Origin of the sequence: Prevotella sp. P4-98 (assembly GCF_002251405.1) — a bacterium.
Lineage (GTDB): Bacteria > Bacteroidota > Bacteroidia > Bacteroidales > Bacteroidaceae > Prevotella.
Genome location: NZ_NPJC01000001.1, coordinates 120,508 through 135,844 on the forward strand (window position 1 = coordinate 120,508; position 15,337 = coordinate 135,844).

Consider the following 15,337-nt stretch of genomic DNA (forward strand, 5'->3'; position numbering starts at 1 on the left):
TAACTAGAATCTCTAAACCATAACCCATAACCTGTAACCTAAACGCTCTGTGTGTTCCTTGAATAATTTCCGTGCGACTTTATTCACTCATGATGGTAGGGTTCTCCCTTGATGATGGTACATGCACGATAAATCTGTTCGGTGAAGGTCATGCGTATCATCTGATGAGAGAAGGTCATCATCGACAGGCTGATCTGATGGTTGGCTCGCTGATAGACAGCGGGGGAGAAACCATAAGGGCCTCCGATGATGAAGACCAAGCGACGCGCTGTGGCACGCTTTTGTTCCAGCCATGCTGCAAATTCGATACTTCGCATCTGCTTGCCTTGTTCATCAAGCAAGACAACGGTGTCTGACGGTTGTAGCTGGCGGAGGATGAGTTCGCCTTCGGCCTGTTTCTGCTGCGCCTCACTCAACCCTTTCGTGTTTTTCAGTTCGGGGATGGTTACTATCTCAAAGGGCATGTAGTGGCCGATGCGTCCCACATAATCGTCTATAATGGTAACAAAATGCTTGTTGACGGTTTTGCCTACTTGCAGGAGTACAGTCTTCATGTGCTTCTATGATTTTCGGGGGTATATTATCTTGATGAATGGAAACCTTCAAGATTCGCATAGCGATGGTTCATCATTCTGCGATAGATGGCCTTCATCCATATTGGCATGGCGAGCGTGAAAGCCAGTCCGATGATGGTGAGAATGGTGTATGCTGTGGCATCTCCGAATAATGCGCTCAACAGGCTGACCAGAATGATGGGCACGAAGAACACGATGAGTTCTATGAACATCTGGAGCTTGTTTTCCATCTGATTGCGTCCTGTGATCTTCTCATTCAGCGGAAGTGTCTGTCTGTTCCATATTGCCATGTGAAACAGCAAGCAGTATTCCGGACCGATAGTGATGAAGATGTATGCCAATATCATCATCAAAGAGAATTTCCCTGAGATGATGGCAGGAAGCAGCAACAGAAACGGGATGAGAACGATGGCGCTATAGAAATAGTATTTCGCGCGTAAAAGTGTGAGGATGTTCTCCCGATAGACCATGAGCAGGTCGATATAGTTTCCCTCCGGTCCCATGACCTTGATGAGGTTTACTGCTCCGAAGAACACAAAGCAATACAGGCACCAGATGTTGAGCATAGTAGGTGAATCGTATATATCGGTATAGGCGATAAGCAGCGACAGCATGACGATGATGCAAATGCCCTGGATGAAACGTCCGCGAATGGCTTTATTGCGCATGGTGCTCTTAATCTCCAGTTTGAGATATTCTCCCATCTGTCCAAAGCGGTTGAGCAGGTTGAATTCTGACACGTGCTTGAGTTTGGTCTTCTCTTGTTTGGATATCTCATCATAGATAAAGTGCATCTGCAACCATCTGTTGAGTGAGAACAGCAAAACAAGCAATCCTGCCCACAACAATACCGACATCCAGGAAAATCCGTAGTCGCAGAGGAAGTCCATGATATGATCCACAGATTTATCTATCTCTTTGTCGCTCATCAGCAGGAAGGGGAGTATGCAACAGCCATAGAACAGGGCGGGTAATATCCAGTAGTACACCTTCTGATTGACGAGTGTACGTACCAGCAGATACCATTGGCTGTTGACCACCACCATCATCAGCAGCAACAGCGTCATGCCGACAGCGGCTATGAATGGTGTTCCTCCGCATATATTAATAAAGAAATAGGGGATGAAAAGTGTGAGATAGATAAGGGTGCTGCTGGAAAACAGCTGGTCAATAAGAAAACAGTCGATGGCACGGTAGCGACTGAAGGGCATGAGCAGGTAGGGCTTGACGAGCATGAGTGGTGTCTGCTGTGCCAGAAAGCGCGAACCGAAATCCAGTATTAAGAAAAGGGGCATGAGCAACAGGATGATCGCCGGCTCATGACTTTTTGCCGAAGCCCATCCGAGAAATGTTCCAATTCCTATCATATAGATTGCCATGAAACCCAAAAAGATATATCCGAAGAGTTTGCCATATTGGTTTGCTTCGAACATGACATTACGCTTCGCGCTTAACTTATTGTTTCTGCGTAGCAGCAGATAGAGTTTGAAAAAGGATATCATCGTAAATCTATAATTTCGGCATTAGGACAAACTTTCTTGTTGAAGCGAAACAGTCCATCGGAGAGGTTGGCACGCTTGAAACCGCTGATATTTACCGTGGTCCATTTTCTGTTTTGCATCATGCGCACCTGTGAGGGTACGTAGCTTTGGCGCGAGATGGTGACAATCATTTCTCGGATGGCATTACGTTGCGATTTCATGGTAACGATATAATGCTGTCCCTTGGTCTGCAGGGAGAGGGTGTAGCCCCGGCGATAGAGATAGATAAAGCCATAGGGGTTGATGGCTTGCAGTTCGCTGGCGGTAGGGGTGTTGATGTTTACCTCGTCGTTTTGAGGAACATAGGTCCATTGGGTCTTGCCGTCAAACCATACGATTCCTGCCGATGTCTTGGCATAAAACTTACGACCCTTTACCGAGATGGTGCCGCTGGCACCGGTGTTCTGCGCTCCACGGATGGTAAAAGCGGCTGTAACGCCTCCTTTGTTAGATAATACCTGGGCAGTCTTGTCGAGAACACTCTTGGCGCTCTGTGCTGCCGCAGTAGTAAAGATGGTAGCCAAAAGGCCTATAATCCATAATCTGATTTTTATCATGATGATCTGTTTTTAGATATACTGTTTATGTTGTGATATGCGATAATGGAGATTTGAATATCAATGGCGCAACTGGTTTAAAATGTTTTCCAGACTTACCTCATCCTGAATGAGCACCTCGCGTGGCTTACTGCCCTGGGCAGCACCGACCACTCCTGCACGTTCGAGCTGATCCATCAGTCTGCCTGCACGGTTGTAGCCAATGGCAAATTTACGCTGGATAAGACTGGTGCTTCCGCTTTGATTCATGACAATGAGTCGTGCAGCGTCCTCAAACATCGGGTCGAGGTGTGACATATCGACATCAGCTGCTTCACCAAGGTCACCGTCGGCAGTATCAGGCTCAGGCAGTTCGAAGGCCGACGTATAGCCTTGTTGCTGCGAGATGAAAGTGTTGATGCGCTCCACTTCCGGAGTATCAACAAAGGCACATTGTACGCGCACAGGTTCTCCGCCGTTGAGGTAAAGGAGGTCGCCTCGTCCTATGAGCTGTTGGGCTCCCGGACGGTCGAGAATGGTGCGTGAGTCAATCATGGCACCGACACGGAATGCTATGCGGCTTGGGAAGTTGGCCTTGATGGTACCGGTGATGATATTCGTAGTAGGACGCTGGGTGGCGATAATCATGTGGATACCCACGGCACGTGCCAACTGAGCGATACGTGCGATGGGGAGTTCCACCTCCTTGCCTGCTGTCATGATGAGGTCGCCAAACTCGTCGATAACGACCACGATATAGGGCAGGAAGCGATGGCCGTTCTCTGGGTTCAACTGGCGACTGATGAATTTCTTATTATATTCCTTGATATTACGTGCCTGTGCTATTTTCAACAGGTCGTAACGGGTATCCATCTCTTTACACAGCGAGTTGAGCGTACGTACCACCTTGGTAACATCGGTAATGATGGGGTCGGCATTATCATCGGGAACCTTGGCAAGGAAGTGTTTATCGATAGATGAATAGACGCTAAATTCCACCTTTTTCGGGTCAACAAGTACAATCTTTAATTCCGACGGGTGCTTCTTGTAGAGCAAAGAGGTGATGATGGCATTAAGACCTACAGACTTACCTTGTCCTGTTGCACCAGCCACCAGAAGGTGAGGCGCCTTTGCCAGGTCGAACATAAAGACCTCGTTGGTGATGGTCTTACCCAACGCACAAGGCAGTTCCATGGTTGTTTCCTGGAACTTCTTGGAATTGAGGATAGACTCCATCGACACGATATTGGGTTTGGCATTAGGAACCTCAATACCGATGGTGCCCTTGCCGGGAATCGGTGCGATGATACGAATGCCGAGTGCTGACAAAGACAATGCAATATCATCTTCCAGATTGCGGATGCGCGAGATGCGCACACCAGGCGCAGGCGTAATTTCATAGAGGGTGATAGTAGGACCAACGGTAGCTTTGATGCTGCTAATCTCCACTCCGAAATTGCGGAGCACATCGACGATGCGTTTTTTATTGGCATTCTGTTCCGCCATGTCAATATATGGTTTGCCGTCATCGTCGTATTTCTTCAACAGGTCGAGCGTGGGGTAGTGGTAGTTTTCCAAATCGAGCTTGGGGTCATAAGGCATAGAAAGACTTCCATTCTCACCTGCCAAATTCTTACCTGTGGCTTTTTCCTCTTTTTCGCCAGTATCAACGGTCATTTCCACGGCACTATCGTCAGCAACAGGTTCTGTTGACAAGCCTTTATTGCCTGGTGTTACAGACCGTTGTAACGTGGGAATAGGTTCCGTCTGTGGGTCGTTCACTTGGTCGAACTCCACAATCTGTGCATCGGGATCGTCAAACACTTCAGGGTCTTCCACCGTCTCCAAGGTAGGTGTGTCCGCCTCCGGCTCACCTTTACCCACTTGAATCTCCATATGAATCTTCTTGGCATAGCGTAAAGGATTGAAAATCTTGCGGATAATAATAATGGTTTCGGCACTCAGATACGTCAGAAACGCAATAGCCAGGATGATGAGCAATAGCGTTAAGCCCGGTGTGCCAACCAGTCCTTCTACCACATCGCAAGCAGTCTGTCCGTAATCGCCTCCGGGATTGTAGTGCATATCGACGAACAGCGGCGATAGGAATTTAGCCAACGTGAGTGACGACCATAGCATGATGAGGGTCAGACACATGAACCATTTCAACAGGTTGACTTTATAGGTCAGCAACATGCGGATGCCCGCAAGGAGGAGAAAAAACGGAATGAGGAAGGCAGGGAGACCAAAACATTTCTTGATAAAGAACCAAGAAACCTTCGCGCCCAACGAACCGCAACTGTTGGTAAACTCACCATTGAGATTGAGAATCTCACCGGCACGTGGATTCTCCAATATGCTCTGGTCGGCAGCTCCCGTGCCGAAATAGGAAATGAAAGCGAAGGCCATAAATCCTGCAATGGCAATCAATAACAAGCCTAAAAAGGGGAGAATGCGATCGCTAAAGTGTATTTTATCGAGGCCAAAAGTCTCTCTTACTGATGGTGTCTTGGGTTCTTTCTTTTTTCTTGCCATAATATATGATGGTGGTATGTTTTAATGATTTAATATGCAAAAGTAATGGAAAATTGTCAGAAATCAACATTTTATCGTGTTTTTTTTGTATTTTTGCACACCGAAAACAAATGATAGATGAAAAAGACCATTTATAGTAAATACGACAAGAAGTTGATACCCAGCCTGCCACGTGTACTTTTCGAGGGAAAAATCGAGGTTGTCGTCAGCGATACCGAGGCAGAAAAAGCGGTCGATTACCTGCTCAGCCAACCCATTATCGGACTGGACACAGAGACAAGACCCTCATTTAAGAAAGGACATACCTATACGGTATCGCTACTTCAAGTGGCAAGCCACGATATCTGCTTTCTCCTGCGTCTCAACTACCTCAAATTTTCTCCATCCATCAAGCGTTTGCTGGAAGATACTACAGTACCCAAGATAGGGTTGTCGCTCCACGACGACGTGAAGATGCTCCATAAGATTGGCGAATTTGAACCAGGACATTTCATCGACCTTCAGGAAAGAGTCAAAGAAGTCGGCGTGGAAGACATGAGTCTGCAGAAGATCTATGCCAACTTCTTCGGCATGCGCATCAGCAAACGAGAAAGACTCACCAACTGGGAGGCTGACATCCTGACGGAGAAACAAAAACGCTACGCAGCAACAGATGCTTGGTCGTGCATCCTGCTCTATGAAGAACTCATCAGACTGGAGCAGACCGGCGATTATGAACTCATAAAAACAGACGACGAACATGTATCCACAGATCATACTGAAGAAAGGTAAGGAGGAGAGTCTGAAAAGATTCCACCCCTGGGTGTTTTCGGGAGCTATACAGGCTATCGAAGAAGGAATAGAGGAGGGCGATACCGTTTGCCTCGTAAATAGAAATGGCGACTTCATTGCCGTGGGCCACTACCAAGAGGGGTCTATCGCCGTTCGTGTGCTCACCTTCGAGGATCGGGAAATTGACGACGATTTCTGGCATTCACGAATCTCATCTGCGCTGAAAATGCGTCAATCCATCGGCATTGCCGACTCGCCATCCAACAATACCTACCGACTGGTACACGGAGAGGGCGACAATCTGCCCGGACTTATTATAGATGTGTATGGCGATACTGCCGTGATGCAAGCCCATTCCATCGGCATGCACAAGGTCAGAAAGGAGATTGCCAAGGCACTCGTCGATGTGATGGAATCGCGCATTTCCAATGTGTATTACAAGAGCGAAACAACCTTGCCGTTTATGGACGCAACAGACATGAACGGATTCATTTACGGAGGAAGCGACAATAACGTGGCGTTGGAAAACGGACTCAAATTCCGAGTTGACTGGCTGAAAGGACAGAAAACCGGATTCTTTGTGGATCAACGCGAAAACAGATCACTCCTGGAGAAATATGCAGCAGGGAAGCGTGTGCTCAATATGTTCTGCTACACCGGCGGATTCTCTTTCTATGCGATGCGCGGAGGTGCACAACTGGTACACTCTGTTGACAGTTCGGCAAAAGCCATCGACCTGACCAGAGAGAACGTATCGCTCAATTTCCCTGGCGACCAGCGCCATGAGGCCTTTTGTGAAGATGCCTTCAAATACCTGGAGAAAGCAGGCGACAACTATAATCTGATTATCCTCGACCCGCCAGCCTTTGCGAAGCACAGAGGGGCGCTGCATAATGCGCTGAAGGGCTACACCCGTCTGAATCAGAAAGCATTTGAAAAAATAGAAAGGGGAGGTATCCTCTTTACCTTCTCTTGTTCACAGGTGGTTACGAAAGACCATTTCAGAAATGCTGTGTTTACTGCTGCTGCATTAGCAAAAAGAAATGTGAGAATACTCCATCAGCTCCATCAGCCTGCCGATCATCCTATCAATATTTATCATCCGGAAGGAGAGTACCTCAAAGGACTCGTCCTTTACGTGGAATAAAATAACATGCAATAACAGGAGGACATCGAATGGTGGAGAAAGTCAAGGCCTTCATGAGTCAGCATCAGCTGCTTGACGACAGGGAAATGTATCTTGTTGCGTTAAGCGGTGGGGCTGATAGTGTGGCATTGCTACTCGTTCTTCACGAGATGAAGATCAAGATCCATGCCGTCCATTGCAATTTCCACCTGAGAGGGGAAGAATCGGATAGGGACGAAGCGTTCTGCGAATCCCTTTGTCACAAGCTCGACATTCCCTTTCATCGCATCCATTTTGATACGCAGACCTACGCAGAACTGCATCACATGAGTATCGAACTGGCTGCGCGTGAGTTGCGATACGGCTATTTTGAACAGCTCAGAATGGATATCGGCGCGAAGGGGGTGTGCGTGGCTCATCATCGTGACGATTCGGTAGAAACCATTCTCATGAATCTGGCAAGAGGTACGGGGATACATGGCCTTACAGGTATCAGTCCACGACAAGGGAATGTGTTAAGACCCCTGTTGGGAGTGACAAGGGCAGAGATTGAACAGTTTTTGGCAGACCGTCAGCAGCCCTTTGTTACCGATTCCACCAATCTTGAGGATGACGCTACGCGCAATAAGGTGAGACATCATATCGTACCCCTGTTGAAGCAAATCAATCCGAAGGCTGCCGAAAACATTCTCCTCATGGCAGAAAGAATGGCAGGAGCAGAACAGGTGATGGAAAGACTGTTGAAGCCCTTGAGAAACCGGACGGAATATACCAAACAGGAAATTCTGGAGGATGTGGGAAATGACTACCTGTTGTATGAACTCTTGCGGGATAAAGGCTTTAATGCCCGACAATGTACGCAAATTTTCAATAGCATGATGGCGGATGGTACCGGTCGTGCTTTCATGTCGAAAGACTATGAATTGGTCATCGACCGAGATCGGATTGTTATGGAAAAGCAAAAGCCTGCTTTTCGGCAGATCACAATTCCAGAACCAGGAGTCTATGTCTTGCAGCATAACGAAAAACTCCGAGTCGGGATGGCAGATAAACCCCGTGACTTCAAGGTTTCCAAAGCGTCACACAAGATTACCGTTGATGCCGACAAGATACGCTTTCCTCTTGTCGTCAGACTGGTACAACAAGGAGATGTGATGATTCCTTTTGGCATGAAGGGACATAAGTTGTTGAGTGATCTGATGACCGACTGCAAGATGACACTTTTGGACAAGCGCCGCCAGCGTGTGGTAGTGGATGCTTCGGGTGTCGTGGTTTGGCTCATGGGAAAACGTTGTGACAATCGTGTGGCTGTTGATGATACTACCCAACGGATACTCACCATTGAGATTGAATTGGAAGCATAACCTCCCATAGAAATCGCTATCAGAAAATCAAAAGAGATCATACAAATATTCAATTCATCAATCATTTCATTATGGACAAACTACCGAAAGACCCCGCAATTCTAGTATCAAGCATCAACATGTTTCTGCGTGATGAAGAGTTTGACTCTTTGGAAGCCCTTTGCTATTGTTACAATCAAGAGCCACAGGCGTTGAAAGACTATCTCTACGCCCATGGATTCGTCTATTCTGAGGAACAACATCAGTTTCGACCCAAAGGCTTTGAAACCAATACCGACCTTTGACCGCTCTAACGAATACTATGACGATGAATATTCCTCATGATGCTATAGAAACAGCCTACAGCTTCTTTCACCAAAAGCAACGAATCTATCAATTTTCTACCCTGTCGTGGCAGAAAGACGATATTGAAATGGCTATTGCTGATTATGTAGAATCGATGAATGAAGATCTTTATGCCACATTGGCAAAAGGTAAACCCGACTTCTTGCGCGACCATAGGCGTTTTGCCGAAGAACTCCTGGATGCGGTAGAACAGTTGGAACAACTGCTTTAACCGCTTGAAAAAGAATACGGAAAGAGACACGTTAACAATATAGGATGGTAATCCATCAATCGCCCTGATGAAGATTATTCATGTGGATATGGATCAGTTTTTTGCTGCTGTAGAACAGCAAGACAATCCAAAACTAAAAGGCAAACCTATTGCAGTAGGACATGATGCCGAACGTGGTGTGGTGTCAACAGCAAACTACGAAGCCAGACGCTTTGGAGTACATTCGGCACAGTCTATTCAGTTGGCCAAACGGCTATGTCCAGAACTCATCATCGTAGAGCCCCATTTCCAACGATACAAAGAAGTATCGGCACATTTGCACGAGATATTCCACGAATATACCGACCTCATAGAACCCATATCCCTCGACGAAGCCTTTCTCGATGTAACAGAAAACAAGAAAGGCATTGAACTGGCGGTGGACATTGCAAAAGAAATCAAACAGCGCATCTATCAGACAACGGGACTTACCGCATCGGCAGGTGTGAGCTACTGTAAGTTTATAGCGAAGATAGCCTCTGACTGGCGCAAGCCCGATGGGCTGACGGTCATTCATCCCGACAGGGCATTAGACTTTATTTCCCGACTCAAAGTGGATAGGATATGGGGCGTGGGGCCAAAGACTGCAGAGAAAATGCACCACATGGGTATCTTCACCGGATTAGATCTGCGCAACACGCCCCTTAACCAACTCACGGAAGAATTTGGCAAGATGGGACAGGTGTTTTACGAATTCTCACGAGGCATAGACTCACGTCCCGTGATCAGCGAATGGGAGCGTAAGAGTGTGAGTTGTGAACAAACCTTTGACAATAACATCAGTGACAATTCCGCCGTTACCATTCAACTCTACCACATGGTACTGAATTTGGTTGGGCGGATAGAGAAAAACAATTTTGAGGGGCGTACGCTAACGCTGAAGGTCAAGTTTCAGGACTTTCAGCAAATCACCCGCAGCATTACCGTTGACCGTGTTCTCCGTTGCAAAGACGATATCCTTCCTTTAGCCAAACAGTTGATCCGTCAGGTTGAGTTTCATTCACATCCCATCCGACTGTTGGGCTTGTGTGTCTCTAACCATAAGCGTGTTAACCCGTCAGAGCCTGCTAAATATACAGAACTGGAACTGGAGTTTGAACCCTGGCCAGACGAATGACTCACAGAGTTACTTCATGGTATTATTGCGAAGAAACTCCTGATACTGCAGACCATAGCCATTGAAAACATTGATGTCAACAGGACCGTGGATGCCTGCAACACGGCCTTCAGGACTGAGTTGCCAGAATACCAGATGTACGTCAGGCTTGTACTCGCCATAACGGGCAATCCATACCTGATAACGCTGCTTGATATCAGGAGCCTTGGACAGATAGCGGTTGACGAACATCTGGCTGACGTAGAGTATGGGGCGGTGTCCTGTGGAACGCTCAACAATATTGCACCAGGTACGAATATGCTTGAATAACGGTTCTGCACCACCAATAGCGGAAATCTGAGCATGAGAGGGTTCGACATCGAGAACAGGCGGAAAGTCGCCTCGGCGAAATTGTGCATATCGCAGAAAATGGCGTGCTTGTCTTTCTGCTGAGGTTTTGAGTGACATGAAATGGTATGCTCCTACACGTATGCCCTGACGTCGTGCCTGTTGACAGTCAGCAGCATAATAGCGATTGCGGATGGAAATGCCTTCAGTAGCTTTGATATAAACAAAGGAAATGGGGAAATCAGGACGCCCCATGACATGTTTATTGTGTTTCGAACCGAGTGAAGTGATGCGAACTTGACGCCAGTTGATTGTAAACCGTTTACGTCCTTTCTCATGCTGGTGGCGAGAGATGTCGATGCCATAGATGCGTTCTGAGGTGTATTTGATTTTTTCCCCAAGGAATCTTCCCTTTCGCCATTCGCCAGCTTTTATGCCATGCGAAGAGGATTCAAATCCCCATCCTTCGGGACGGTCATTCACCCACATGCCGGTGTAACTGCTTCCATCTTGTCGTACGATACTTCCTTGTCCGGAAGCCAGTCCCAAAGTGTCCATCTGTCCATCATAACAGCCTTCGTCATCGTAACGTCGTGCTACCACGATGGTATCGTTATCCCACAGACCACAAACAATACGTCCCTGAGGATCCCGCCAGACAGCAGGACCGTTGAGCAGACCGAAATGGAATCTTCCTGCCTTCCAATAGCCACCATTGATGCGTACCGCTATCAAGGGGCGCTTTGTTTCAGGAATATAGCGTCTGCCTATGATACGACGTGTGGAATCAGTCTGCAGCAGACTCTTCAGTCGAATTTGTTCTTGTTGCAGTTGGTTGTCGTGTTGTGCTATCAAATCAAATCCCTCGTCGGTCACATTATGTACAGCAAAATAATCGTCCATAGCCTCTCTCTCTTTCCGAATCTGATCAAGCCTATGGTGAAGTGAGTCATCAGATGGTCTGCCAGCCATGATAATTTCCCATTTAGGCCCAATACCCATATTGCGGTTATTCAACCAATCGCGGTAATACCGCCAACCAATAGCAATAGCTGTTCCTACTACCAGTAGGCAGACGACAAGATCTATCCGACGTTTAGTACACATTTTTAAACCTCCTGAACAATAATCTTTTGACTATTCTTTATTAGAATCTTCTTTAGACTTCAGATCCAGCCAGTAGTCGATGATTTGACGGGCAATGGAGAGCTTCTCTGGAATTTGTGGTAAGTGGTGACGATTGAACCACGCGCCACGTGAGAGTTCTGATCGCTGCAGATGAATGTCTCCGTTGTCATATTCTGCAAGAAACCCAACCATCAGTCCGCAAGGGTAGGGCCAAGGCTGTGAACCGTAATAGTGCAGGTTTTTGATGGTCAGTCCGGTCTCTTCCATGACCTCACGGCAAACAGCCTCTTCGAGCGTCTCACCGGTTTCCACGAATCCTGCTACAAGACCGTAGAAATCGCCACGGAAATTCTTGGCATGAACCAAAAGCACCTCATCGCCTCGGCTGACGAGTACGATGACAGCAGTAGCCAGTTGTGGCCACACCTCCTTACCACATTGTGTGCAGCGCTTGGAGATGTCTGTATGGAATTTCATAGGAGCGCCACAAACTCCACAGAATTTGGTATTACTATCCCAATAAAGCAGTTCGTGGCATTTTCCAGCGAGAAGATAGTCGTGACTTGACAGGTGATAGTAACTCTGTCGAAGTCCACACATTTCATAGCGTGGATTGTCAGTCAGAGGTTGGTCGATACGGTAGGCTTTCGCACCAGCAACATGGAGAATGTTGGTCCAAGGCTTGAGTTCGACAGGAGGTTCGGTAGGAATGCGTAATACATCACCGTCTTTCTCCAAGATAAGGTCTGATTGACAAAATACGAAATATTGTTCCATGGCTTAATCCTCCTTGAAAATAAGACGACGGTCACGTTCGATAGCCGGTTTTGTCCATTCCTCCGGTACGAATCGCCAGTTGTTGAGTGGGAGAGCTTCTACCGTTCCCTGTTTTTCTATCATTTGTGTGAGATAATAGCAAGTAGGTTGTCCTTGCAGGATATCTCCGTTTTCGAGGAGGATAAGTTTGTCGCCAAAGTCCTTCCTTTGTTCATTTATATATGTACTTACGCGCGCAAGAGACCCATGCATGGGTTTGCGTTCGATGAAATTATACGGAAAGAATGCTCCATGCACATCGGTAGTTGCCAGAATGCGCAACGTGATAGTTTCTGTCTTTTTTGCCATGGTTGTAATAGTGACAAAACCCATGAGGGCAAGCAATGTGAAAACTCCTTTCATGTGTGAATTGTGGATAGATTGTGATTATAATAGAAAATCGTTATCTCTATTTCCCTTGATTGATAAGAAACTGTTCTGCGCGTTCAAGGTCGGCAGGGGTGTCAATACCAACGGTTTCAACATCAGTCAATCCGACACGAATGCGGTAGCCGTTTTCCAACCATCTTAACTGTTCGAGACTCTCTGCCAGTTCGAGGGGGGACTGAGGAAGTTGGGTGACTTCTCTGAGCACTTCGCGACGATAGGCATAAAGTCCAAGATGTTTGAGATATGGATAGTGGTTGAGCCACGATTTAGGTTCCTGTCCACGTACGAACGGAATGACAGAACGGCTAAAATACAAGGCGAAGCCCTGTTTGTCGCAAACAATCTTCGGAGAGTTAGGATTTTCCGTAGCTTCCATGGAGTCAAAGCGTTTTCCAAGTGTACCAATTTGCGTTTCCTCACAATCGAAAAGCGACTGTAAGGTTTTGAGCTGTGAAGCATCAACAAACGGTTCGTCGCCCTGAATGTTAATCACGACATCAGCATCTGTGCCTATCTTTTCTGCAGCTTCTTCAATACGGTCGGTACCACTTTTATGGTCAGCTCTTGTCATGATGGCGTGTCCGCCAAAACTTTCTACCACACGAGCGATGCGTTCGTCGTCGGTAGCAACATAAGCCTCGTCGAGCGCCTGTGCTGCCTTTTCATATACATGTTGTACGACTGGGCGTCCACCCAAAAGAGCCAACGGTTTGCCCGGAAACCTTGTAGATGCATATCGGGCTGGGATGATAGCTATGAATTTCATTTTTCTATAGGATTTTTTATTTGTTTTCATTGCAAAGGTACAAAAATATCCTTATGGTGCGTTAATATACGCTAACAAAAATGATAAATACCGATTTTTTTTCATACCTTTGTTCCGATTTATTGCTATTAAAATAAAATCAATGATTATTAGACTGAGATATTTCCTTACGATAACATTAGCGACGGCAGCATTGACACTACCGGCGCAGAAGATAAAAGTCGGTGCGTGTACAACGGCCGATGGTGGCGAATACCAAGGTGAGATGGTTGGCGGAAAGCCAGACGGACGTGGTCGGGCAACCTATAAAAACGGGGACTGGTATGAAGGTCTATACTCCAAAGGCAAACGTCAGGGAAAGGGTACTTATACTTTTTCCGATGGTGAAAAATATGAGGGAGAATGGTTCCAAGATCACCAGCATGGCGTTGGAACGTTCTATTTCCAAAACAATAATAAGTATGTAGGACTCTGGTATATTGACGAACAACAGGGTCATGGTAAGATGTACTACTATAATGGTGACGTCTATGATGGCATGTGGAAACAGGACAAACGCGAAGGAAAAGGTCGTTATACGTTCAAAGACGGCACTTGGTATGAAGGTCTGTGGAAAGACGACATGAAATCAGGAAAAGGTGTTTATCATTGGCCAGACGGCTCGTCTTATGACGGCATGTACGCAAATAATTTACGTGATGGCAAAGGAGTGTTCAGATACTCCAATGGTGACGTTTATGTAGGACAATGGAAAGAAGACACCCCACACGGAAAAGGTATTTATAAATTTCAGAGTGGCGACGTCTATGAAGGTGACTATGTACAGGGCGAACGTACCGGTATAGGCGTCTTCAAATTTGCCAATGGCGACAAATACACAGGAGCCTTTGTGGATGGCGACAAACAAGGCCAGGGCATACTTGTGTGGAAAAACGGGAACGTCTATCAAGGTGAATGGAAAGCCGACAAACCTAATGGATACGGAAAACTGACGATGAAGAACGGCGATGTCTTTGAAGGACAGTTCAAAAACGGAACCATACACGGACAAGGTGTAGCACGTTTTGCAGACGGGTCAAAATTCAAAGGACAGTTTATCAACGGACGAAGAAACGGACCTGCCGTAGAAGAGGATAAAAACGGCAAACGCTTTGAGGGATCCTATGTAGATGACAGACGTGACGGACGTTTTGTAGAAAAGGACGCCAACGGTAATGTTACAGCACAAGGTAACTATACAAGAGGACATCGTGAGGAAGACAAAACAAAATAAGCAACCCTTAAATAAATCAATAGAATTATGATTATCGACGAACTAAAACATCTGAAAGACTATGAGTCGTTGAACCCATTGTTTTCAAAAGTTGTGGAGTTTATCAACCAGCACGACCTCAACACACTTGAGGAAGGCAAACATGAGATAGTGGGTAAAGACCTCTTTGTCAACATCCAGACAGCCAAAGGAAAGACACCCGACGAGGCTGTTATCGAAACCCACAATAAGATGATCGACATACAGATACCGCTCTCTGCTGCTGAAACATACGGATATACTCCCCGTGAAGCACTTCCGGAGGCTGCATATAACGAAGAGAAAGACATTACCAAAATACCCGGACTTGCTGCCGAGAGTTATGTGACAGCTCAGCCCGGATGTTTTGCCATCTTCTTCCCACAGGATGGTCATGCCCCGTGTATTGCAGGTGTAGATGAAATAAAGAAAGCCATTTTTAAAGTTAAAGCCTAATAT

16 protein-coding genes are annotated in these 15,337 nt (G+C 46.6%); 8 read left to right on the plus strand and 8 right to left on the minus strand.

Features of this window, described 5'->3' with window-relative positions; translation table 11 throughout:
• Positions 1-83: 83 nt before the first annotated feature.
• From rlmH to CIK96_RS00570, 4 genes are read right to left on the minus strand one after another with little or no spacing between them, the layout of a single operon-like run.
• Entirely contained in the window at positions 84-554 is a 471-nt protein-coding gene (gene rlmH, locus CIK96_RS00555; protein ID WP_094438989.1) for a 23S rRNA (pseudouridine(1915)-N(3))-methyltransferase RlmH, read from the minus strand.
• A 26-nt stretch (positions 555-580) separates the two neighbouring features.
• Positions 581-2,077 (minus strand): DUF5687 family protein, encoded by a 1,497-nt coding sequence (locus tag CIK96_RS00560; RefSeq protein ID WP_094438991.1) that lies wholly within the window; start codon positions 2,075-2,077, stop codon positions 581-583.
• Positions 2,074-2,673 carry a LolA-like putative outer membrane lipoprotein chaperone gene (locus tag CIK96_RS00565; protein ID WP_094438993.1) on the minus strand — a complete coding sequence of 200 codons (600 nt, stop codon included), beginning with the start codon at positions 2,671-2,673 and terminating at the stop codon, positions 2,074-2,076. Before CIK96_RS00565 ends, CIK96_RS00560 begins: the two co-directional genes overlap by 4 nt.
• 60 nt (positions 2,674-2,733) lie before the next feature.
• Positions 2,734-5,187, minus strand: coding sequence for a DNA translocase FtsK (locus CIK96_RS00570; protein ID WP_094438995.1), 2,454 nt, complete (start codon positions 5,185-5,187; stop codon positions 2,734-2,736).
• Positions 5,188-5,304: 117 nt separating this feature from the next.
• Between CIK96_RS00570 and CIK96_RS00575 the strand changes: the two genes are divergently transcribed.
• The 6 genes from CIK96_RS00575 (at position 5,305) to dinB (ending at position 10,160) form a co-directional block, all read left to right on the plus strand.
• The gene (locus CIK96_RS00575) at positions 5,305-5,958 is read left to right on the plus strand and encodes a 3'-5' exonuclease (protein WP_094438997.1); all 654 of its coding nucleotides are present in this window, start codon (positions 5,305-5,307) and stop codon (positions 5,956-5,958) included.
• Positions 5,927-7,105: a class I SAM-dependent rRNA methyltransferase gene (locus CIK96_RS00580; protein ID WP_094389943.1), complete on the plus strand. Its 1,179-nt coding sequence runs from the start codon at positions 5,927-5,929 to the stop codon at positions 7,103-7,105. The genes CIK96_RS00575 and CIK96_RS00580 overlap by 32 nt, the downstream gene beginning before the upstream one ends.
• Positions 7,106-7,134: 29 nt before the next feature.
• On the plus strand, positions 7,135-8,448 hold the full coding sequence (tilS, locus tag CIK96_RS00585) for a tRNA lysidine(34) synthetase TilS (protein WP_094438999.1): 1,314 nt from the start codon (positions 7,135-7,137) through the stop codon (positions 8,446-8,448).
• Positions 8,449-8,519: 71 nt separating this feature from the next.
• Positions 8,520-8,732 (plus strand): DUF4250 domain-containing protein, encoded by a 213-nt coding sequence (locus CIK96_RS00590; RefSeq protein ID WP_094439001.1) that lies wholly within the window; start codon positions 8,520-8,522, stop codon positions 8,730-8,732.
• A gap of 17 nt (positions 8,733-8,749) precedes the next feature.
• The gene (locus CIK96_RS00595) at positions 8,750-9,004 is read left to right on the plus strand and encodes a hypothetical protein (protein WP_254047042.1); all 255 of its coding nucleotides are present in this window, start codon (positions 8,750-8,752) and stop codon (positions 9,002-9,004) included.
• A 64-nt stretch (positions 9,005-9,068) separates the two neighbouring features.
• The gene (gene dinB / locus CIK96_RS00600; RefSeq protein ID WP_094439005.1) at positions 9,069-10,160 is read left to right on the plus strand and encodes a DNA polymerase IV; all 1,092 of its coding nucleotides are present in this window, start codon (positions 9,069-9,071) and stop codon (positions 10,158-10,160) included.
• Positions 10,161-10,169: 9 nt separating this feature from the next.
• Here the strand turns inward: dinB and CIK96_RS13410 are convergent, their stop codons facing one another.
• The 4 genes from CIK96_RS13410 to kdsB form a co-directional block, all read right to left on the minus strand.
• Positions 10,170-11,594 carry a GH25 family lysozyme gene (locus CIK96_RS13410; RefSeq protein ID WP_254047043.1) on the minus strand — a complete coding sequence of 475 codons (1,425 nt, stop codon included), beginning with the start codon at positions 11,592-11,594 and terminating at the stop codon, positions 10,170-10,172.
• 30 nt (positions 11,595-11,624) lie between these two features.
• Positions 11,625-12,392, minus strand: coding sequence for an NAD(+) diphosphatase (nudC, locus tag CIK96_RS00610; RefSeq protein ID WP_094439007.1), 768 nt, complete (start codon positions 12,390-12,392; stop codon positions 11,625-11,627).
• A 3-nt stretch (positions 12,393-12,395) separates the two neighbouring features.
• Complete coding sequence (locus CIK96_RS13650; RefSeq protein WP_144007461.1) at positions 12,396-12,740, minus strand: hypothetical protein; 345 nt, start codon at positions 12,738-12,740, stop codon at positions 12,396-12,398.
• A gap of 100 nt (positions 12,741-12,840) precedes the next feature.
• Positions 12,841-13,587 (minus strand): 3-deoxy-manno-octulosonate cytidylyltransferase, encoded by a 747-nt coding sequence (kdsB, locus tag CIK96_RS00620; RefSeq protein ID WP_094439011.1) that lies wholly within the window; start codon positions 13,585-13,587, stop codon positions 12,841-12,843.
• Between the two features lie 142 nt (positions 13,588-13,729).
• Here kdsB and CIK96_RS00625 point away from each other — a divergent pair, with 142 nt between their 5' ends.
• The gene (locus CIK96_RS00625; RefSeq protein ID WP_094436746.1) at positions 13,730-14,860 is read left to right on the plus strand and encodes a phosphatidylinositol-4-phosphate 5-kinase; all 1,131 of its coding nucleotides are present in this window, start codon (positions 13,730-13,732) and stop codon (positions 14,858-14,860) included.
• Positions 14,861-14,887: 27 nt separating this feature from the next.
• Entirely contained in the window at positions 14,888-15,334 is a 447-nt protein-coding gene (locus tag CIK96_RS00630; protein ID WP_094389951.1) for a YhcH/YjgK/YiaL family protein, read from the plus strand.
• Positions 15,335-15,337 lie beyond the last annotated feature (3 nt).

Excerpts from the sequence above, each read along its gene's own strand:
- CIK96_RS00565 (WP_094438993.1), bottom strand. The coding sequence starts at position 2,673 with ATGATAAAAATCAGATTATGGATTATAGGCCTTTTGGCTACCATCTTT.
- kdsB (WP_094439011.1), bottom strand. The coding sequence starts at position 13,587 with ATGAAATTCATAGCTATCATCCCAGCCCGATATGCATCTACAAGGTTT.
- CIK96_RS13650 (WP_144007461.1), bottom strand. The coding sequence starts at position 12,740 with ATGGCAAAAAAGACAGAAACTATCACGTTGCGCATTCTGGCAACTACC.
- CIK96_RS13410 (WP_254047043.1), bottom strand. The coding sequence starts at position 11,594 with ATGTGTACTAAACGTCGGATAGATCTTGTCGTCTGCCTACTGGTAGTA.
- CIK96_RS00560 (WP_094438991.1), bottom strand. The coding sequence starts at position 2,077 with ATGATATCCTTTTTCAAACTCTATCTGCTGCTACGCAGAAACAATAAG.
- CIK96_RS00570 (WP_094438995.1), bottom strand. The coding sequence starts at position 5,187 with ATGGCAAGAAAAAAGAAAGAACCCAAGACACCATCAGTAAGAGAGACT.
- CIK96_RS00630 (WP_094389951.1), top strand. The coding sequence starts at position 14,888 with ATGATTATCGACGAACTAAAACATCTGAAAGACTATGAGTCGTTGAAC.
- CIK96_RS00575 (WP_094438997.1), top strand. The coding sequence starts at position 5,305 with ATGAAAAAGACCATTTATAGTAAATACGACAAGAAGTTGATACCCAGC.
- tilS (WP_094438999.1), top strand. The coding sequence starts at position 7,135 with ATGGTGGAGAAAGTCAAGGCCTTCATGAGTCAGCATCAGCTGCTTGAC.
- CIK96_RS00625 (WP_094436746.1), top strand. The coding sequence starts at position 13,730 with ATGATTATTAGACTGAGATATTTCCTTACGATAACATTAGCGACGGCA.
- CIK96_RS00595 (WP_254047042.1), top strand. The coding sequence starts at position 8,750 with ATGACGATGAATATTCCTCATGATGCTATAGAAACAGCCTACAGCTTC.
- CIK96_RS00590 (WP_094439001.1), top strand. The coding sequence starts at position 8,520 with ATGGACAAACTACCGAAAGACCCCGCAATTCTAGTATCAAGCATCAAC.
- rlmH (WP_094438989.1), bottom strand. The coding sequence starts at position 554 with ATGAAGACTGTACTCCTGCAAGTAGGCAAAACCGTCAACAAGCATTTT.
- CIK96_RS00580 (WP_094389943.1), top strand. The coding sequence starts at position 5,927 with ATGTATCCACAGATCATACTGAAGAAAGGTAAGGAGGAGAGTCTGAAA.
- nudC (WP_094439007.1), bottom strand. The coding sequence starts at position 12,392 with ATGGAACAATATTTCGTATTTTGTCAATCAGACCTTATCTTGGAGAAA.